Genomic DNA, 19729 nt, shown 5'->3' on the forward strand with positions numbered 1-19729 from the left:
GCGTACGGTTACGTACAACCCGACGCGGAACAGGCGTCCCTCGCCGCGCGCGATCGCCGCGCCGATCTCAGCCGCGTCTTCGGCTGCGGCCTCCAGCTCTGGATCTGCGAGGCGATCACGTTTGGCTTCGATCCGGCGGGTCGACTCGAGCCGAGCGAGCTGGCGCCGGAGATGTCGCGCCGCTTCGTCGTTCGGCATCGGACCGACGTGCACCGATACGTCGATCGCCCCGGGATAGGACGCGAGCGGCGCGAGCCAGCCGGGCCCGACCTCACGCGGATAGCCGGTCACCGCGAACGTCTCGCACCACGTGCCCCCAGCGTGCAGGCGCCGCGGCAGAACCTCGACGGCATCGGGTCCGAGCAACCCTCGCGGCGGGGTCGTTCTTGGCGCGCTGCGAGGTCGCTTGAAGACCCTCATCGAGCCGCCTCCACGACACCGCTGAAACGCGCGGCCGCCGAGGCCCCTTGCGGCGATTCGGGATCGCACGCGCGCGCCAACATGTACGTCGCTTCGGTCTCTTCGAGTCTGCTCAGGCGGATGCCAAATCCGCGAAGAAGCGTCGCGGCCTCCTCGATGCGATGTTCGAGACGAGGAGCCGCGGTCGCTCCGGCCTCCGGCGAGGGTTCACGGAAACAGATCAGGACCTGACGTGCCAGAACGTCCCGCCGCGCACCAAGGGATCGGAGGAACTCCACGTGCGCTCGTGCTGCCTGCTCGAGCGCGGCGTGAGGAAGTCCCACCGCGCGATCCTCGATGTCTGCTACGACGGCACCGAGATTCGCTCTGTCGGAGCGGATGAGGATCTGGATCGGTGCATCCAACGCGTTGAGGAGTCGTCCGAACGCCTCAACGAGCGCACGCTGCTCGGTCTCGGATCGCAAGGCAAAGTTGATCGACGACGCGCGGCAGACAACCACATGTCCTTCCGAGCCCAGAGCGATCGCGCCGGTCTCATCGGGGCAATCCATCGGTAGTTCCAAGGGAACCAATGGCACCGCCACCCCTGGTGCCCAGGACGGCAGGCCGGCGATCCCCTCGGGCGCCAGAGCCCGCCGCCGCGGTGTCCTGAGATGCTTGAGTGCGGCGGCCGCAAGCCCCTCAAGACTCGTTCCTTCGACCTTGACCGTGGCCCAGACGAATCCAATCGTTGTGATCGGCACGGCGATCACACCGAAGACGAACGCGGGGATGAATCTGCCCGCCACGACCCACAGTCCCCAGAGGACCAGCGCGTGCGCGCCCAGGATCGCAACCTGCCGCGCGGTCAAGCCCGCGAGCACGCGGTCGGCCATGTCGACGTCGGCTGGAACCCTGACCTTCACGCCGCCGCCTTCGCCGCCGCCGACACCGCAGCCTTGCCTGTTCGCTTGGCCTGAGACCACGCGCGCGACCCGCTTCCGGCCAACGCGAGGTTCAAGGCCCAGAAGGGGATCTTGTAGAGCAGGTAGAGCAAGCATCCGACGACGAGCAGATCGATCAGACCGCTGCCGATCGGCAATCCCAACACGCCGTCGCCGCTCAAGAAGACTCTGAACGCGGACGCGAGAAGGAGCGACTGGAGAACGGGAGCGGCAAGCAGGGCAAGGGTCGCTCGCCACCAGCTCCGCGCGAGACCTTCGCTCTGAGGCAGCGCGTGTCCCACAAGCATCAGCGGCGCGCCGGTCGCAAGGATCACGAGCGCCGCGATCCGGATGACGTAGGAGATCACCACGAGGATGGCGAGCACAACGACGGCGAGTGCGAACAGCGCCAGGAACGGATTGCCCAGCGCCGCGGAGGCCAGCATGGTGCTCATCCGATCCGACGCGTCGGCGGGATCGAATGCCGCGCCGAGCATCGCGCGCGACAACGCGTTGGATAGGTTAATCATCTGTCCGAGCAGCAACAGGCTCACGTTGGCTGCTCCCGCAGCGAGAAGCAGCCGTGGGAGCAGTTCCTTCGCCGTCAACTGCGAGCTGAACCCTCCGCCTCCGCTCATCACGATCGCTGCGCCCGCAAGCACGAAGAGCAACAGCATCGCGTCGGCGATCCCCAGGGAGAAGCGCCACAGCTCGCCCACGCGCGCGTTGTCCGGCAGCATCGGAGTCGCGAACACCGTGCGGCCGAGCAGATCGAATACCGGCCGAAGCGCCGCCGTGACCAGATCGGCGAACCATTGGCTGATCGCGTAGCGGACGCGCCCGATGATGTCCCAGAACGGCGGTTTCGAGGGTGGCTGGAGATCGGGACTGGGCGACGGATTGGGCGACACGGTCGGCGTGGGAGAACTCGCTGGCGCCGGAGTCTGGGCCGCCGACGTGATCGGAGCCGCGACGAGAGCGGTCACCAGAGTGAAGACCAGGAGCGCGCGCATGCCTACGCTCCGATGATCCCTTTGGCGATGGCAACCACGACCGGCGCCAGCAGTGCCAACGCCAGGCCGATGACTGCAGACTTCGCGGCGCCCTTTGCCTTCTCCACCCCGGACGGGTCCCCGCCGGCGATCACGTAGCGAACACCCGCGTAGGTCAGCATCGCGATCGCCAGCGCCGCGAGCACCGCGACGAGTGCGTTCCGAACGCCGTCGAGGATGCGTACGATCCGATCCATACCGGGATCGGCCGCGAGCACCACGAACATCTTGATCATCGTTGCCTTCATCTCTCTCCTCTCTGATGGGCCGGTCGGCGGGACGGGAGCGCTGCGGCACAACCTCCTTTCGGCCGTTGCTTCTGCATGCCGTCTGAGAGCGTCCCGCCCGCACGACCGGCACCCATACAAAAGGTCCGGCGCGATGCCGGACCTTGACAGCGAAACGCTCGTTTTCGACGGTAGAGAAACTTCAGAACTGGTTGACGACTTAGCGCCATGCGATGCAAGACGCGCTTCAGAGATCCTTCAGCCAATGGGCAAGGCGCTGCCGCGCGCGATGGCGGGCCTGCTGCGCGGCCGCAAGGCTCAGCTCGTAGCGAGCGGCCACTTCACCGATCGTCGACCTCGTCGCGAGGAGCAGCTCGACCTGGCGCCGGTCGATGAGCCCCTCGCCGAGCGCGCGCGCGAAGCTGACATCGGACAGCTCCTCGATCGAAGTCGTTGCGCTCGCATCGACCGCATGACTCACTTCCGCGGATGCGGCGCGTTCGGCCTGACGCAACGCTCGCCTCGCACGTCGCCGAGCGCCAAGCAACAGGTACCGCGCGACATATCTCGAGTGTGGTTTCACGCGCGCGGCTGCTTCCCAGAAGCCGGTCAGGAGTTCGGCGAACAAGTCCTCCTGGTCAACGTTCGATCTCGCGGAGAAGGCGCGGAGCAGCGCCGAGAGCCCGGGCAAGAACAACCAACACAGCACCACGCCGGCCATCTCGTCGCGCGGCTCGTGACACGCCTTGCGGCAGAGCGTCACGTGGATCGAGTCCTTCTGGTCGCGCGAGCCCGCAACCGGACCGCGACATCGCTGGATGAGATCCTCGAGCGTCCGCGCGTCTCCGAGTGCGCCGTTGCGGCTCCACCCCTCGACGGCTTTCGTCAGTCGCCCAGAAGCACGCTCCATCTCGAAGGCCCGCTCGATGACACCGAACATCTCCATGGCACGGAGCGTGATCGGTGGGTCTGGCGTTTCTCGGGCGTTCGTCTACCGCGCGGCAGTCGACGGCACCGGTAGACGAACGGTAGAGCAAACGGGCAGGCCCCCCCGGTCTGCAGTTTTCCTGAAGTCGCCACCCTGGCCGACCCGGACTTCACAAACAGTGGTCGAGAGGTCCATAATCGGACGAACGCTCTCAAAGGTTGCCCAAACGGATGGCCCCAGATCCGTATCCCGCAGCTGAGCCTCGCGACAGTGAGGGTCTGAGTTCGCTCGCCGATTCCCGCACCGTCCTCGTCGTGTCTCCAAACCCCCCGATCGCCGGTGAGTACGTCGGGGCGCTTCAAGACCTCGGCCTCCCAGCGCTCATGGTCGCGCGTCCACGTCAGGCTCTCTACTGGTTACGCGAAGTGCCGCCAGCGCTCGTTCTGGTCGACCTCCAAGCAGACGGCGCGAACATTCTCGTCCCCGAGCTTCGCCGACAAGGCCGCGAGGTCGTCGTCCTCAGCGACGACGCGAGATCGCGGCAGATGGCGTTGGCCGCTGGCTGCATCGAGGCGCATCATCGCTCCGACGGTGCGCGCGAGATCGCGTGCCACATCGCTTCGCTCGTCCGCGCGCGCGACGTGAAACGGATCGGACGCATCACTGCCGGACCGCTCGTCGTCGATCTTTCAGGAGGCCGGTTGGTGTACGAGGGCCGGGACATCCCCGTATCGCCTCTCCTGCTGAACCTCGCTGCGCACCTCGCTGCGCGCGCGGGAAGTTTCGTTCCGGCATCGGTCTTGTTGGAGGAGGTGTGGGGCGAGCCGTGGGCAGAACCCGGCAAGCTTCAGCTCGCTGTCCTTCGTCTTCGGCGAAGACTGAACCTTGATTCTCGCTCGTTGCTCCTGGCGTCCCGCAGAGGGCACGGATATGGAGTATTCCCCGAGAGTCCACTGAGTGATCGACCTGCGCTCCGCAAGCGCGGCGTCTGAACGGACCCTTGCGCTTACCGAGCCCTCAAGCGCAGATGTTGTCACACACGGGGGTTAGGCTCTGGCAAGGTACCGAGCGATGGGAGGAATCATGGCCACTCACGACATCGGCGAGAAGCCTGGCGTCGGGCGATATTGCTGTACGGACTGCGGATGGTCGGTCTACCTCGACAATGCAGACGACAGGCTGCCGCCCTGTGGCAATTGCGGCAAGGGCCAAGACACCACCTACCAGGACTGCTAACGAAGCCGGCCCGAAGGCACCACAAGGTTCCGCAGTTCTACCTGCGGAGGTTCGCCGACGCGGACGGACGCCTCATGGCCGTGGACATGGAAGAGGGCCGCTGGTATCTGACCACCGTGAGGAACGCAGCCGCCGAGCAAGACTTCTACACGATCGAGCTGGACGGGAAGCGCTCCGACCTTGCTGAGAAGGCTCTGGGAGGCATCGAGGCAAAGGTCTCGCCGGCCTTTGCGCGGATCGATGAGGGCATGTGGCCTCCCGATCTGGACGTGCGCACCGGACTCGTCAACTTCCTCGCCCTCCAGATGGTTCGGGGAGGTGACTGGCGAGAACAGATCCGCTCAGCCGAAGAAGAAGCCATCATCAAGAAGTTGGCTCCCGTCGCCTCGGATCCACGCGCTCTACGAGACGCAGTCGAGTCGGTCACCAGCCAGAGGCTCGGCAAGTCGCAGATCCGAGCGCTGCAGAGTTCCCTTGCAGACGGTGTCGTACCGGTCGATTTCCCTACTGGGTTCCTGGTCAACAAGATGTTCGAACGAGGCGCGCGTCTCGTCGATCTGTTGGCTCGAATGACGATGCAGCTCGTGGAAGCGGAGAGCGGGTTCTTCTGGACATCAGACACGCCCGTCTACTTCGACGGAGAGTACGACTTCGATCACGCCTCCCGGCAAGTGAAGGTCAAGCGATTCGAAGTGACGATGCCGCTGGATCCAACCCATTCGATCGTTCTGCTCACACCGAGCGCCAGGGGCGAGGTCAAGCGCCGGGTTGGGGAAGCAACGGTCCGCGAGTGGAACCGGCGGCTGGCCGGGATAACCGAACGTCGTCTCTACGCCCGACCAGACACTGTGGAGCTCGACCGGCGCGGCGGTTCACTGAGAGACCTTCAGACAAGCGAAGTGGCCGAGCGTTAGCTCGCATGTCGGTTCGGTCTCATCGACAACTTGGATTCATCCCACCGACAGTGACCTTGTCGCATCCCCTGTCGCGACTCTCGTTGGATCTGCAGCGGCGAGGGATCGTGCTATGCGTTGGGTTTCTGGATCCGCCTCTACATCCAACTCGGTCGCAAGCAGTTGGCGAAGTTTGTTGTAGCGCTCGGTGGCCGCGGCGCGACGACCGAGAGCGGACTCCACCAGCATCGCGCGACGCCATAGGTCTTCGCACAAGACGTCGACCTCGATCGCTCGCTCGAGGACTTCGAGTGCCTCTTCGTTCTCGCCGACCTCGGTGAGGATCTCGGCGAGGCGCGCCGCCGCGCGCGTGAACATGCTTCGGTAGCGCTCGCGAATGGGTTCAGCCCACGGATACGACAACTCATCGCAGAAGTTGCCCCGGTAAAGCGCGACAGCCTGCCGCAGCTTCTTGACCGATCTGGCGACGTCGCCGCGCTCGGCTTCCTTCGCGAGACGTGCGAACTCGAACGCATCGACCCACCAGGAGCCCTCTTCGAGTCGCCATGCTTCCTCGACCTTGACGAGGTACATCCGAGGATCGTTCGCGACGCGCACTTGCACCCTGACGGTCGACAGCGCCTTGTCGAGGAAGTACTGCGGCGGATCGTCCCCGGGCCACAACTCATCGCAGATGCGCTCTTTCGGAGCGCCGTCCGGATGGGCAACGAGATACGCGAGCAGCTCGCGAGATTTCTTCAGCCAGCCCTTCTGCCGAACCCGTCCGTCACGACTGACCTGGAATGAACCGAAGCAGCGGACGGCAGGGACGTCGGGTGGCGGCGTCGGTGCCAGGCACTCCGCACGAGAGGGAAGCTCATGTGGCTGAACGCTGTTTCGAGGCAGCACGATCGAACGGTGGTCGCCAGGATCATCGAGCTCCGGGGGAACCTCCTCCCTCTCATCTTCTGCCGCGCGCGAAACGAGGCGCAGCGCCTCCTGCATCGCGCTCTCGTCGAGGATGAACGGCGCGAGCTTTGCGGGAACGTCAAGATCCGTCTCAACGTCGAGGGCATCACTTTCCGCGGTGATGTTCAGAGAACCCGCCGGTCGCCAGCCAAGAGCGATGATCGCGCCGCCGAATCGCTGCGCTTGGGAACAGATGGCCTCGATCAAGCCTCGCATCGCCGGTGGCGGATCGGAGACGACGAGCACGAGCGCCGGGAGTTGCTCGTCGGAGTGCGTGGCGAGATGCTCCCAGATGTCCTCGACGCCTTCCTGTTGGAAGAGATGCGCGCGTCTGACGAACTCGGCCTGGATGCTCTGGAGGATCGCGGAAGCTTCATCCCACTCGACGTTGTCCGACACGTGTGGAACTGCCACGGTGCGGCCGAGTTCGGTGGCCCCAAGGAGAACGACCTGCAAGTCACCGGGCTCGGACTCGGTCGCATGCGTGAGCAACATCTGACGGACGAGCCTCTCGGACTCCGCGCCGGTAATCGAGATGACGCCGATCCCGACCGGCGCAACGTGCACGGCAGTCGCGTCTCCGGCATGGCCAAGAGGGACAAGAAGTCCGCGCTGCATCGGTGTTGAGATCCGACGGAGTCGGACCGGAAACGGGCTCTTCAGCTCGGCCTTGATGACGCCGTCCGCTCTTTCGAACCGGAGCTGGGGAGACATGCGGCCGCCTGACGGTCGAGGAAGAGCAGCCTTGCTCGGACCGAAGAGGATCTCGATCCGTTGTCGACCCTCGGTAGCCGCAAGGAAGTGCGGCCACTCGCCGGTGTGCGCTCGCCACGTGGCCGCAACCTCGTCCAAGGCAACGTCGATCGGCGTCGTCGTGGGCGTTGCTCCGCCTGCTCGGAGATCGCGAACGAGCCGTTCCGGCATCTCAATCTCATCTTCATCGGACAGCGGCCGTCGGGTGCGTCGGCGCCGCAGACGTGCGAGCAGTTCCGCGCTCAAGAGGCCGCACGCGAAGGACGCAGCAACCACAGCTCCCGACGGGAGATGCACGACCGGACCAGGAGAGGGCACGTCGACGACGTCGTCGTCGGGCGTTGCCGTCGGATGCTCCGTCGATGTGCTCGCAATGTTGGAATCTCTGGCCACCGGAGTACGAACCGAGGCGGGAGGGGAAGCGTTCTCGGATGCCACGTGTGTCGCGGTCGGGGCCGGAGTCGCCTTTGGCTCGTCGCGCTTGTGGTCGGGGGTTGGCGTGCCGACCATCTTTGCGGGCAACTCGAGTACCCATCCGGGGTGGATGAGTCGTGGATCGCTAAGCGTCCGACCGTCGTGGAAGCGCTGCCCCTTGTTGAGTCGGTAGATCTCGTTCCAGCGGAAACCCGAGCCGAGATGGCGCTCAGCGATGCGCCACAACGAGTCTCCTGCTCGCACTGTGTATCGCGACTTCGGCTGAGGTTTCTGCTCGACAACCGCGCGATCGTTCCCATCGGTAACCATGACAGTAGCCGCCGCGGAAGGCATCGGATGCGCGACCGAGACGCGGACGACCGACAGCGACGCGGCCACGAAGGCGCCGCCGACAGCAAGATCAACGCACCGGCGCAGCAGCGCGGGCGCGATGCGGTCGGTTACTCGCAGCCATCCTTCCGATCCCGTGCGCCTCGCGAGGATGACGGCAACGGTTCGAAGAACGACGGCAAGCGCGACGTAGATCCACAGCGTCCACGCTAGGAGGGCGAGGACGTTCAGGATCGGCTCCAGCGGCATGTAGGTGCTATCGAGGTTCCCGAACGAGCCCGCTGTCGGAAGATGCGGGGTGCCTGCCGTTGACGTGAGCGCTGACGGTACGCCGGCAACGAACATGAACAGCGCGAACCCGGCAAGGGATCGCTTCATCGCTGGATCACCGCTTGCGACTCCCGAACCGGGTACTCGCCCCGCGCGGTGCGAGTGATTCCCGGCAGCACGATCCACGCGCCGCCGTCGACGCGGTAACGAACTTCGAAGACGAAGGAGACGTCGACCGGATATCCCTGCGGAAGTCCGGCAGAGGACCGTTCATAGACGTGCCGCACGGTCGATCGATCCGGATAAGCGCGTCCCGGCGAGTCGCTCGACACGACGGTCCCGTCTCCGAAGGACCACTGGTAGTGCGTGACTCGTGCCTCAACCTCGACGAGCCATCCGAACGCGTCGGTGCTGCGCCTGAGAGTCGCCCCGTTGTACCCGTCGAGCCAGAACCATGAGTCGACACCGACGATGCCTCGATCAGGGTTGATCTCCACCGACGCGCGCGGCACCGGCAACTGGTCTCGAAGCCGTTGCGCAACATCGAGCGGATCGGCTGGTGGCGGAACCGGATTGCCACCGTCGTCGATCACGATCTCGATCCAGACGACCCCCTTCCATTCGCCGTCGCAGATCAAGTTGTACGGCGCGTAGCGCATGCGGCGACCCCAGTACTCAAGCTCGATGCTCTGGTCCCACTGATCGGGCTTGAGCTCTTCAAGGTGGCATTGAGGTCCTGATGCAGAGCCACCTCCGCCGTTGCCACCGCCTCCGCCGCCGGGCTGTGTTCCCCCGGTTCCCGCGTCGACGTTCACACCGTCGTCGTCGGTGTCGACCCAGATGTCGATCGGAGGTTTGATGGGATCCTCTTCCGCGCGCGCGACGAGCGGGGCGAGCATCGGCAACGCCATCGCGACGAAGAGGGCGACTACCTGAAGCCGACGATTAGGGTGACCTTCCATATCCCATTCACCTCCTTGAGCGTGTATGTGGTGCGAACGCGCTCGTTGGGGTCCTTCTCGACCGGCTGCATCGTCTTGGGGTCGAGGCGTACGGAGTGGTTGCGGTAGTTGTCCTCGATGGAGACGGCGTTTTCGTTGACGACCGTGATCCGATAGTCGTGCTCCACGCGGATGCGCACCGGCTGGTTCTTCGTGCGTTGCGCTTCCACTTGCTGACGATGGTTCTGCAGCGCGTCCTCGGCCAGGACGTCGGGTAGCCGTGACGCGTCGAGTTTGAGCATCGATTCTGCGTAGACGTCCCAGTACTGGAGGTAGGCCTGCTCCGCCTGTGTGCGAACGTCGGTCGGCGTCGGTGAAGGCGACGATTTCCCGCCGGGCGGTGTTTCGTCTCCGCCGATGAGGATGAAGCCGACGACGAGCCCCACGATGATGAGGCCCAGAAGTGTTCCCCCGACGACGAGGGTGCGCGTTCGGTCAGCCATCTCATCCCTCCGGTCCTTCGATCCCCGCGCGCGGTCGCGCGGCGGCGTGGGCCCCGGTCCGCACGGTGCGGATGCCGAGCAGTCCCATCATCACCGTCGGCCTGTCTTGGATCAGGTCAACGGTGACCCGGAGAGTATCGGCGGAGACGGTCGCCCGACCGTCGAAGCCGGCGGTTCGCAGGTAGTCGCGCGCGGCCTGACGTGCATTATCAGCGTCGAGGCGCACGGTGCCGCCGTCCCGGAGCGTGGCGACGTCGAGGGACATCGCGCCGGCTCGCGCGGCGCTATCGGCGAGACCCTGCAGATCTCGGCGGGCCGCGAAGAGCACGCCCCCGTCGATCACGAGCGCGGTGATCGCGAGCAAGCCGAGCAGGACGACGGCCACCAGGGGTGCGACCACACCCCGCTCGTCACGAACACGCCGGCGGATCATCGTGACTTGTACCTCTCGGTCAGCTCGGTGTGGCGAGCGGTGACGGCGAACGAGCCGGGGAGGATCCCGAACGCCGGCAAGTCCGATAGCTGGACGCGGTACGAGACGCGCACCTCGTAGGCACTTCCACGATCGAACGAACCGGTCTGCTGCACGCTCAGGCGTGCAGGGTCGAGGCCGAAGCCTGAGGCAACTTCGCGCGCTCTCGCCAGGGCGACGCTTCTCGCCGTGCCAACGTCCGGTGCCTCCGCTGCCGCTCGGGCGGCTTCTCTGGCCGCCGACAGAACCGCCGACTTCGTCGAGACCACCCGCCCAGATCCGACGATCACCGCGAGCAAGAGAATCAAGGCAGGCGCGACGAGCACCAGCTCGACCGCCGCGGTGCCGTCCTCCTTCTTCACGGTTCTCATGGTCCATCACCCGCCGGACGGAACCGTTCGCGGTAGGCGGTGGCATCGGCACTGAGACTCAGCCTCGACAGTCCCGGGATCGGAAGCAGCCCTCGCATGGACGCGTTGACGCGCGCGCGCACCGTTTCGGATCCGATGGTGACGTCGACGGTGGCGTTCTGCGCCGTGCTCCCGAGCCCCGCTTGGAGCACGTCACGAGCGCGTGACTCCGCCGATCCGGCGCGCCCATCCTCGGCTGCTGCTGCTCTCGCGGCCTCCAGAGCGGCCGTCTTGGTCACGTGTTCGGCGTGGTACCAAAGACCGAACTGCAGGATGCCGAGCACGAGCAACATCAACGCGGGAGCAACGATCGCCAGCTCCAACGCCGCGGTGCCACGCTCGCTTCGGAATCGCATCACCCGATACCTCGTACGGCGTCGCCCATCTTGGTGAACAGGAACGAGAGTCCGCCGAAGAAGTACTGGACGGCTCCCAGGATCACGAGCACCGCGAGCGCGCCGAGCACCGTGTACTCGACGTAGACCTCGCCACGCTCATCACGGAGCGCGATCCGACTGAGGAACCACGAAATGATCGCCTGCATCTACTCCACCTCCCTTCTCACAGTCCCGTGACCCGAAGCAGTTGCACCGCCGCGGGGTAGAGCACGACAACGAAGAACGCCGGCAGGATCAGCGCGCCGACCGGCAGCAGCATCCGGATCTGCGCTCGCTCGCCCGCTTCGATCAGCTCGAGACGCCGCCGCTCACGGACCGCGCGCGCCTGCGCGCGCAGCGCTTGGGTGATCGGCGTGCCTTGCGCCGTCGCCGTCCGGATGGCGGTGGACAACGGCTCGATCTCCGGGAGCCCGACCTCGGCCGGCAAGCGCGCGAGCGCCACAGAAGCCGGCTCTCCTCGAAGCTGTGCATCGCGGAGCATCCGTCGCACCGCGGCGAACAGTTGACCGTCTGCCGAGGTGACGGCCTGCTCCAGTGCACCTTCGAGACCGAGTCCCGCCGAAACGGCGAGGGTGAGCATCTCGGTGAGTCGCACCAACTCCTCGCGCAGCCGCCTGCGCGCAGTCTGGGCGCGCGAACGCAGCACAAGATCCGGGAGCATGAACCCGAACCCTGCCATCGCGAGCCACACGATCATGGGAGTCCTCGGGGCGATGCCGATCGTGCCCGCCGCGGGGAGAAACGCGAAGCCGACAACACCGCTGGCGAACTTCTGTCCGAAGAACAACGCGAGCCCCGCGCGGTCTCCGGTGATCCGCAAGCGTTGTTCGGTCGTGTGAAGATCGAGACCGAAGCGCGTGAGCGCGCGGGCGACCCACTGGCCTGCTCGCTCGATGTGCGGCCGCAGGAGCTGCTCGAACACCTCGGTGCGGAACACGCGCTCCCCGGATTTCGGCAGATCGGGCTCCTGTTTCGGACGCAGAGCGGCGAGGCGCGCAGCGATCGTCGGATGCGGCGCGCCGTGCGGCTGCGCCGTCAGCACGCTGAGCGCTCCGAGGCCGAACAGCGTTCCGAACAAGACCGCAGCGATCACCGCAGGCCTCCTTCGATCCTGGCCGCCCGCTTCATCGCCTGATAGCCGAACCAGATCAGAACGATCGCGAAGCCGAGCACCGCCTGACCCCCGGGCGTTGCGAACGGCTCCAGATACGCGGGGTTGGCGCGCCGGATCGCAACCAGGAGCAGGATCGGGACCGCGGCGACGATCCGTGCCGACATGCGCGCGCGCGTCTGCCGTGCGCGCGCTTCGCGAACCGTCGCGGCTTGAGCGGTTGCGGCTTCGGCCAGAGAGTCGAGGACCTCGGTGAGGTTGCGCGAGCCAAGCCGGTCGGCCAGCTCGAGCGCGGATGCGAGGAGATCCGCGGAGGGATCCTCTATGCGGTGCGCGAAGGCGCCCGCAGCATGCGCGAGTCCCGATACGCGCGCCTCCGCGACGAGCCGCCGAAGATCCGGCGCGATCGCTTCGGGCGCGTTGGACGCGGCTTGCCCGAGCGCATCGGCCAGCCCGATTCCCGAACGGATCGCATCGCGCAGCCGCGCCGATAGTTCGGCGATCGCCTCGCGCTTCGCCGACCGCACGCGCTCCTCGCGCGAGCGAATGATCCCGCGCGGCACGGCTGCGCCCAACGCCGCGCCGGCGATGACAGCGACCGGCCAGCCGGTAGCCAACAACGCAACGGCTGCACCGGCGATGCCGGCGAGGCTGGACGGTCCGAGATCCCGGATCCGGCGAAGCGGATCGACATGGACGTCGGGACGGACGAGCGCGTCGTAGACGAAGACGAGTCCGAGGCCGAAGGCGGTCGAGACCAGCAGAGCGTCCACCTCAGCTCCACCTCTCCGCGCTGGTCCCATTCAAGCGCGCGAGCGGGACGACGACAGCGGCTTCGGGCAACCGGTCGGCGAACCGTGGGCGAACACCGGTGCGCACGAGGCTCCCGTCCTCGTCACGGAACAGGTCGTTGGTCAGCACGCGCCCGGCTTCGAGGCCGGCGACCTCTGCAATCTGCACGACGCGTCGCCGGCCGGCGCGCTGATCCAGTCGAAGATGCACGACGAGATCGATGGTCTCCGCGATCATCTCCGAGGCGATCTCGGACGAGACCTGCTCGTCGGCCATCAAGACGTACGTGCGCAGCTTCGACAAGGCCTGCCGCGCCGAGTTCGCATGGATGGTGCCCATCGAACCCTCGTGCCCCGTATTCATCGCCGAGAGCATGTCGAGGGCTTCGGGGCCGCGAACCTCACCGACGATGATCCTGGTCGGACGCATCCGCAAAGCGTGGCGAACCAGATCGCGGATCGAGACACGGCCGGCACCTTCGATGTTGGCCGCGCGCGACTCCAGCGCCACGCAATCCGGGAGAACGTCCTCCAGCCGAAGCTCGACCGTCTCCTCGATGGTGACGATGCGCTCGTCGACGGGGATCGCGCGCCCGAGCGCGTTCAGCGTGGTGGTCTTCCCCGACGCCGTGCCACCGGAGACGAGGATGTTGAGCCCGCCGCCTACAGCGGCGTGCAGGAACTCTGCCGCATCACGCGGCAACGTGTCGAGGGCGACCAGCGCATCGAGATCCTCGGCGACCATCCGGTGGCGTCGGATCGTGAGGCAGGTTCGGCGCGCGAGTGGCGGGATGATCGCGTGAAGTCGCGCGCCGTCCGGCAGGCGCACGTCCACGGCGGGCGAAGCCTCGTCGATCCGGCGGCCGGCGCGCGCCACGACTCGGCTGAGTAGGGCGCGCAGTTCCTCCTCTGATGCGAACCCCGACGCGAGCGTTTCCTTTTCGCCGCCGGCACGGACGACGAAGCCCTGCTCGGGTCCGTTCACCACGATCTCCTCGACGTTCTCGTCGTCGAGCAACCGCTGCAGCGGACCCATGCGGAAGAAGATGTCGAACATCTCCCGCGCGATCTGGGTTCGCGACCCGGGCGAGAGCGCCTCGGAACCGGCGAGCACGCGACGTCTGTTCTCGCCTTCGACCAACTCGACAAGGAGCGCCCACGCGCGCGCTTCGGTGTCCTCACCGCCGCCATCCGAGAGCGTGCCGCTCAGCTCTTCTTGCGCGCGGAGGCGCAGAGACTCGACGACTTCGGCCGTCTTCACGCGACCGCGACCTCCTTCGGCTCATCGACACAGTTGATGCGCGCGTTGATGCCGGTGGCGAGGCCGTCGAAGGCGCGCGCAATGGGACCCTTGCTGATCGGCATCTGCGACAGCAGCGCTTTGCGGGCCGAACGCCGATGGATCGGTGTGGATGCGAGCACGTCGCGACCGAGCGCGTTCCCCACCTCCGTGAGGTCTGCTGGGCGCCGGCGCTCGGCACCCGACAAAAGAACGCTGACCCGGTCACGCGCGACACCTTCGGACTCCAGCAGCCGCAGCGCGCGTTCCGCCCCAAGAACCGACACCAGATCTGGACGGACCACCAGAAGCACGAGATCGCAACGCGCGGCTACGCGTGCGCCTCCGGCTGTGACTCGCCCCAGATCACACACGACCGGGCGATCGTCGCCAGCGTTCCTGACCGAGTGGGCGAGCAGATCCACGCTCACCGAAAGCGCCGACGCTTCCGGGAATCCGCACACGACGTGCACCCCCGCTCGGTCCTCCGCTTCGGCCAGGAGCGCCCCCGGCTGCGGAATCCCGTTGTCCATCCGCAGGAGTGGATAGATGCCGCGGCGCGTGTCCAAGCCGAGGTAAGCAGCGACGTCGCCACCGGCGGGATCCAGATCGAGGAGCAGGACCTCCTCGCTCGCGCGCGCCATCGCAGCCGCCAGGTTGATCGCGGCGAACGTCGTCCCCGGCGAACCCTTGCCCGAGCAGACGGCGATCACGCTCACGAGTGACCTCCCGAGAGCAACACGAGATCTATCTCGCCTGCGGTGCGTGCCTCTGCGAGCGCGCGCGCCTCCTCGAGCCGAAGTCGCAGCGTCACGAGCACGCCGCCGCCTTCCTCAGGCGCCGCGTGCGTCACCGCCAACACCGTCACCGACGGGAACAAGATCGTCGTTTGCGGATCTCCGCGACCCGGGGCGCGGCTCGCGATCACAGCGACCCGATCTCCGGCGCGCACGCTCCCTGCGGCTGCGCGGTCGGGTTTCAACTGGAGACTCATCGCCACCGTCCCCGGCGGCAGCGGCGGAGCATCCGACACCGAGTTCGGAGTCAGAAGCTTTCCTTCCCACAACGGCTCGGTCGCGACGCGCCCGACGATCGAGTTCTGCATCGAGGCCGGCAGGTAGGCGATCCCGCCCGCCAGCGACGCCTCAACGACGCGGATCTGCGAGGCCTCGATCACTGCGCCCGGCTCGACTGAGCCGGCTGCGACCAGGACCGGGATCCGAGCCTGAGCAGACTTGATGAGCGACGCGCCACCGACGACGGCGACCATCATGAGCAGCAGCCCTACCGCGACCCGCAGGTCCAGTCGCCGGAGTCGAGAGTGAGCCCTCGGAAGCACTGCCTCGGCGGTCGCCATCTAGCCTCCCTCCTTCACGTTTTGAGCCAGCAGATCCAGGTACGCCTCGATCGACAGGGACTCCGGGGCGTAGCCCTTGCCCTGCAGCAGCGCCTTGATGAGCGCGTCCCGGCGGGCCAGCTCGGAGAACTGCAGGTAGTCGGCATGGGAGATGAGCGCCGCCACCGGCTTGTCGAAGCGGAGCAACAGGTAGTGCACCCCCGCCTCGACCTGGGGCAATAGCTCGTGGAACTCCTTGCGGAGCCTGCCAACGCCGATCGCCTCGACTCGTCGTAGATCCATCTCACCCGAGGCTTGGACGCGCTCGCGTCCCCAGCCAGGGACAGACCTACACCCCGGCGGGCGCGCGTTAGCTTTCCGGAACCTTTCCGGACGCTTACAAGTTCCCTTACAAGCGAACATCGGCCCGATCTTGGCGGAGGGGCCTGAAGTTTCTCTACCGTTTGTCTACCGTCGGCAAGAAGAGCCGCTTAACCGCGAGTGTCAGCAGCGCAAGGAGTGAGGTAACCCAAATAGGCTGTTGTGCGCTACGGGCGAAGAACTACAGCAATGTAATTGTCGGTCGGCACGAGCAAGATGTCGTGCGAGCCTTTCTTGACGCTCGACTGCGCGTATCGAAGCATTGGCGCGCGGGGGTGATATTGGTTCCAGGGAGGATCAAGCAGTTGAACGCTTTCGAAGCACAACAAGTACTGACGCGCAAGGGCACGCGGAAATGACGGAGCTAGGACAGCACAGAGGTGGGCGCGCAGCAGATCTGCTGCCGGAACGCCTGCCGGACGTGGGCGAGCTCGTTCATGTCCGATCCCGCCGCTGGCTCGTCGAGGATGTCGTCGAGCCCGACGATCCCGCGCACTCAGCGCGCGTCCAGCTCGCGTGCGCTGACGATGACGCGCAGGGGCAGATCCTCGAGGTCTTCTGGGATCACGAGATCGATCGCTGGATCATGGAAGAGGAAGGTTGGGCGGATCTCGCCTCGAAGGGTTTCGACCAGCCGGACCGGTTCGCGGCCTTCTTCCACACGCTGCGTTGGGGTTGCGTCACCGCGACCGACCCGGACCTGTTCCAGGCGCCGTTCCGCGCTGGCATCAAGATCGACGCATATCAGATGGAGCCGCTCCGCAAGGCTTTGCGACTCCCGCGCGTCAACCTCTTCATCGCCGACGACACGGGCCTTGGCAAGACGATCGAGGCGGGGTTGATCGCACGCGAGTTGCTGCTGCGCAAGAAGGCGAAGACGATCGTCGTAGGCGCGCCGGCATCGGTCCTCGAGCAATGGAAAGGAGAACTCGAGGACCGCTTCGGGCTGGCGTTCGAGATCTTGGACCGCAACTACATAACACGGATGCGACGCGAACGCGGGTTCGGCGTGAACCCGTGGCGCACGCACAGCCGATTCCTCATCTCGCACAACCTGCTGATCAACCCGGCCTACGCGGACCCGATGCGCGAATGGCTAGGCCCAATGCTCCCTGGCAGCCTGCTCATCCTCGACGAAGCACACCACGCTGCACCGTCGAGCGGGGGCAAGTACGGGATCGAGACGAAGTTCACACGCGCGATCCGCGACCTCTCCTCGCGGTTCGAACATCGCCTGTTCCTCTCGGCCACGCCGCACAATGGCCACTCGAACAGTTTCTCGACGTTGATGGAATTGCTCGATCCCTACCGCTTCACGCGCGGCGTTCCGGTGCGGAAGGCAGCGATGGAAGAGGTGATGGTGCGTCGCCTCAAGGAGGACATCCGCAACGTCCAGGGTGGATTCCCGAAGCGCATCGTCGAGCGGGTCGCGATCGACGACCTGCCGGATGATGCGCCGGAGATCGTGCTGTCGAAGCTCCTCGACGAGTATCGAACCGCGCGGGAGGAACGGTTCAAAGGCACGAGCAAGCGCTCGCGGGCGGCCGCCGGACTGCTCGTCGTCGGGTTGCAGCAGCGACTGCTGTCATCGACCGAAGCGTTCGCTCGCACCCTGAAGGTTCACCGCGCCACGGTCGAGCGCCACTGGGAGAAGGCGGCGAAGGAAGCCACTGAGACCGCAACCGAGCACGATGCAAGTCTGTTCACGTCATCGCCGGACGCCGACGACGAGCGGGCGACATGGGAGCCGGACGAGCAAGAGGCGGAGGAAGCCGCGCAGACGGAGAGCGTGACGCGGCTGGCCGAAGTCGAAACGAGCCGCGACGAGGAAGCTGAGCGGCTCTGGAAGCGTGAGCAAGCCCTGCTCGACCAGATGCAAACGATCACCGACCAGTCGCGGCACATGCCCGACGCGAAGGTTCGGTGCCTGCTCGACTGGATCCGCGACAACATGTGTCCCGATCTGCCGGCGTTCGGAAAGCAGCTCAAGGGTGCAGCGCCGACCTGGAACGAACGACGCGTGCTGATCTTCACCGAGAACCGCGAGGGAACGAAGCGCTACCTAAAGAGCATCCTGGAGCAAGCGATCGAAGGGACCGACCGCGCCGACGAGCGCATCGCGGTCATCGACGGTCTCACGGCGGGCGCGCGCCGCAAGGAGATCCAGCGACGCTTCAATGTGGATCCCGCGAAGGAGCCGTTGCGCATCCTGCTCGCAACCGATGCCGCGCGCGAAGGCCTCAACTTCCAGGCCCACTGCGCGGACCTGTTCCACTTCGACCTTCCATGGAATCCGGGGCGCATCGAGCAGCGCAACGGCCGTATCGACCGCAAATTGCAGCCCGCCGACGAAGTGCGCTGCCACTACTTCGTCCTGCCGCAGCGCGCGGAAGACCACGTCCTGGAGGTTCTCGTCAAGAAGACCGAGAGGATCAAGAAGGAACTGGGCAGCCTCTCGAAGGTCATCGAAGACGATGTCGAGCGCATCCTTGCTCAGGGGATCCGCCACGCCGACGTGGACAAGCTCTTGCAGCAGATCGAGGACGCAGACATCGAGGCGGAGCGCAAGCGCCGGACCGAGGAAGAACTCGATGTAGCGAGGGATCGCGAAGAGAAACTCAAGACACAGATCGCGAAGTGCCAGACGCTCCTCGAGCGCTCGCGGGAGTGGGTCGGGTTCGAGGCACCAGCCTTCCGCAGCGCACTGTCTTGCTCGCTCGAACTGATCGGCTCCGAGGCCCTGACCGAGTCCACCGATGAACACGGACGCAAGGTCTGGACGTTCCCCCCGTTGGACCGTCGCGTCGAGACCGACCCGAGCTGGGCCGCGACGCTCGATTCCCTGCGCGTCCCGCGGCGCAGCGATCAGAAGGTAACGGACTGGCGGCGAGAAGCCCCTGTTCGCCCCGTCGTATTCGAAGACGCCGGTGTGCTCAGCGACGACACGGTTCATCTTCACCTAGAGCAGCGCGTCGCCCAGCGGCTCCTGGCCCGGTTCCGCGCACAGGGCTTCATCCACCATGACCTGTCGCGCGCCTTCCTGGCGCAGGCAGCCGACTCCATCCCGCGCGTCATCCTGCTCGGCCGATTAGCGCTCTACGGGAGCGGAGCGGAGCGCCTCCATGAGGAGTTGGTTCCGATCACTGCGCGGTGGCTCGAGCCTTCGCAGCGCAAGAAGCCGCTGAAGGCCTACGGGCGCGACGCGGAATCCAAGACCCTTGAGCTCCTGGATGAGTCACTGCAAGGGGGTCGCGTCCAGCCTAATGACGCGATCCGTGACAAGCTCCTCGATGCAGCCGCAGGGGACATCGCGGAGCTTCTCCCACAGCTCGAGCCACGCGCACAAGAACTCGTCGCAGCCGCGACCGACAAGCTCCGCAGCCGCGGAGAACGCGAAAGGAAGGACCTCGTGGAAACGCTCGAGCGTCAGCGCGAGCGGGTCATCGCCGAACTCGCGAAGCACGAGAAGGACCACAAGCAACTCACGCTCGACTTCGATGTCGAGGAGCGCCGGCAACTCGAGGCGAACATGGGTTTCTGGAAGACGCGCCTGAAGCAGTTCGACCAAGACCTTGAGACCGAGCCGCAGCGGATCAGAGACTTCTACGAGGTTCGCGCGCACCGCATTGAACCCGTGGGCCTGGTCTACCTCTGGCCGGAGACCAACTGAC

The 19729-nt window shown here is 66.0% G+C and carries 21 protein-coding genes; 3 read left to right on the forward strand and 18 right to left on the reverse strand.

Annotation, left to right across the window (positions count from 1 at the left end):
• From WEB06_08005 to WEB06_08025, 5 genes are all read right to left on the reverse strand, one after another.
• Window positions 1-420, reverse strand: a 420-nt coding sequence (locus tag WEB06_08005) for a conjugal transfer protein TraC (GenBank protein ID MEX2555559.1), incomplete at its 3' end; no start/stop codon positions are given.
• Window positions 417-1325: a PrgI family protein gene (locus tag WEB06_08010; GenBank protein MEX2555560.1), complete on the reverse strand. Its 909-nt coding sequence runs from the start codon at window positions 1323-1325 to the stop codon at window positions 417-419. The genes WEB06_08005 and WEB06_08010, both read right to left, overlap by 4 nt.
• Window positions 1322-2356, reverse strand: coding sequence for a conjugal transfer protein TrbL family protein (locus WEB06_08015; GenBank protein ID MEX2555561.1), 1035 nt, complete (start codon window positions 2354-2356; stop codon window positions 1322-1324). The genes WEB06_08010 and WEB06_08015 overlap by 4 nt, the downstream gene beginning before the upstream one ends.
• A 2-nt stretch (window positions 2357-2358) precedes the next feature.
• Entirely contained in the window at window positions 2359-2643 is a 285-nt protein-coding gene (locus WEB06_08020) for a hypothetical protein (protein ID MEX2555562.1), read from the reverse strand.
• Window positions 2644-2869: 226 nt separating this feature from the next.
• Entirely contained in the window at window positions 2870-3568 is a 699-nt protein-coding gene (locus tag WEB06_08025) for a hypothetical protein (protein ID MEX2555563.1), read from the reverse strand.
• A 296-nt stretch (window positions 3569-3864) separates the two neighbouring features.
• Here WEB06_08025 and WEB06_08030 point away from each other — a divergent pair, with 296 nt between their 5' ends.
• Window positions 3865-4542, forward strand: a complete 678-nt coding sequence (locus tag WEB06_08030) for a winged helix-turn-helix domain-containing protein (GenBank protein ID MEX2555564.1) — start codon at window positions 3865-3867, stop codon at window positions 4540-4542.
• A 153-nt stretch (window positions 4543-4695) separates the two neighbouring features.
• Complete coding sequence (locus tag WEB06_08035) at window positions 4696-5700, forward strand: DUF4238 domain-containing protein (protein ID MEX2555565.1); 1005 nt, start codon at window positions 4696-4698, stop codon at window positions 5698-5700.
• Window positions 5701-5736: 36 nt separating this feature from the next.
• On the opposite strand, the gene WEB06_08040 is transcribed toward WEB06_08035, so the two are convergent.
• The 13 genes from WEB06_08040 to WEB06_08100 are packed head-to-tail and all read right to left on the reverse strand — an operon-like array spanning window position 5737 to window position 15980.
• Window positions 5737-8544, reverse strand: a complete 2808-nt coding sequence (locus tag WEB06_08040; protein MEX2555566.1) for a BTAD domain-containing putative transcriptional regulator — start codon at window positions 8542-8544, stop codon at window positions 5737-5739.
• Entirely contained in the window at window positions 8541-9398 is an 858-nt protein-coding gene (locus tag WEB06_08045; GenBank protein ID MEX2555567.1) for a hypothetical protein, read from the reverse strand. Before WEB06_08045 ends, WEB06_08040 begins: the two co-directional genes overlap by 4 nt.
• Window positions 9365-9880, reverse strand: a complete 516-nt coding sequence (locus WEB06_08050) for a hypothetical protein (GenBank protein ID MEX2555568.1) — start codon at window positions 9878-9880, stop codon at window positions 9365-9367. Before WEB06_08050 ends, WEB06_08045 begins: the two co-directional genes overlap by 34 nt.
• Window position 9881: 1 nt before the next feature.
• The gene (locus WEB06_08055; GenBank protein ID MEX2555569.1) at window positions 9882-10313 is read right to left on the reverse strand and encodes a pilus assembly protein TadG-related protein; all 432 of its coding nucleotides are present in this window, start codon (window positions 10311-10313) and stop codon (window positions 9882-9884) included.
• Window positions 10310-10723, reverse strand: coding sequence for a TadE family protein (locus WEB06_08060; protein ID MEX2555570.1), 414 nt, complete (start codon window positions 10721-10723; stop codon window positions 10310-10312). The genes WEB06_08055 and WEB06_08060 overlap by 4 nt, the downstream gene beginning before the upstream one ends.
• The gene (locus tag WEB06_08065) at window positions 10720-11118 is read right to left on the reverse strand and encodes a TadE family protein (protein MEX2555571.1); all 399 of its coding nucleotides are present in this window, start codon (window positions 11116-11118) and stop codon (window positions 10720-10722) included. The genes WEB06_08060 and WEB06_08065 overlap by 4 nt, the downstream gene beginning before the upstream one ends.
• Window positions 11118-11306: a hypothetical protein gene (locus WEB06_08070; protein ID MEX2555572.1), complete on the reverse strand. Its 189-nt coding sequence runs from the start codon at window positions 11304-11306 to the stop codon at window positions 11118-11120. Before WEB06_08070 ends, WEB06_08065 begins: the two co-directional genes overlap by 1 nt.
• A 17-nt stretch (window positions 11307-11323) precedes the next feature.
• A complete protein-coding gene (locus tag WEB06_08075; protein MEX2555573.1) occupies window positions 11324-12253 on the reverse strand; it encodes a type II secretion system F family protein in 930 nt (309 codons plus the stop codon).
• On the reverse strand, window positions 12250-13044 hold the full coding sequence (locus WEB06_08080) for a type II secretion system F family protein (GenBank protein ID MEX2555574.1): 795 nt from the start codon (window positions 13042-13044) through the stop codon (window positions 12250-12252). The genes WEB06_08075 and WEB06_08080 overlap by 4 nt, the downstream gene beginning before the upstream one ends.
• Before the next feature lies 1 nt (window position 13045).
• Window positions 13046-14323 carry an ATPase, T2SS/T4P/T4SS family gene (locus tag WEB06_08085; GenBank protein MEX2555575.1) on the reverse strand — a complete coding sequence of 426 codons (1278 nt, stop codon included), beginning with the start codon at window positions 14321-14323 and terminating at the stop codon, window positions 13046-13048.
• Entirely contained in the window at window positions 14320-15060 is a 741-nt protein-coding gene (locus WEB06_08090) for a P-loop NTPase (GenBank protein MEX2555576.1), read from the reverse strand. Before WEB06_08090 ends, WEB06_08085 begins: the two co-directional genes overlap by 4 nt.
• Window positions 15057-15698, reverse strand: a complete 642-nt coding sequence (gene cpaB, locus WEB06_08095) for a Flp pilus assembly protein CpaB (GenBank protein ID MEX2555577.1) — start codon at window positions 15696-15698, stop codon at window positions 15057-15059. The genes WEB06_08090 and cpaB overlap by 4 nt, the downstream gene beginning before the upstream one ends.
• Window positions 15699-15980, reverse strand: a complete 282-nt coding sequence (locus WEB06_08100) for a hypothetical protein (GenBank protein MEX2555578.1) — start codon at window positions 15978-15980, stop codon at window positions 15699-15701. It abuts the gene before it with no gap.
• A gap of 433 nt (window positions 15981-16413) precedes the next feature.
• Between WEB06_08100 and drmD the strand changes: the two genes are divergently transcribed.
• Window positions 16414-19728, forward strand: a complete 3315-nt coding sequence (gene drmD, locus WEB06_08105; protein MEX2555579.1) for a DISARM system SNF2-like helicase DrmD — start codon at window positions 16414-16416, stop codon at window positions 19726-19728.
• The last annotated feature ends 1 nt before the right edge of the window (window position 19729 follow it).

The organism is Actinomycetota bacterium (assembly GCA_040905475.1).
Classification (GTDB): Bacteria; Actinomycetota; AC-67; order AC-67; family AC-67; genus DATFGK01.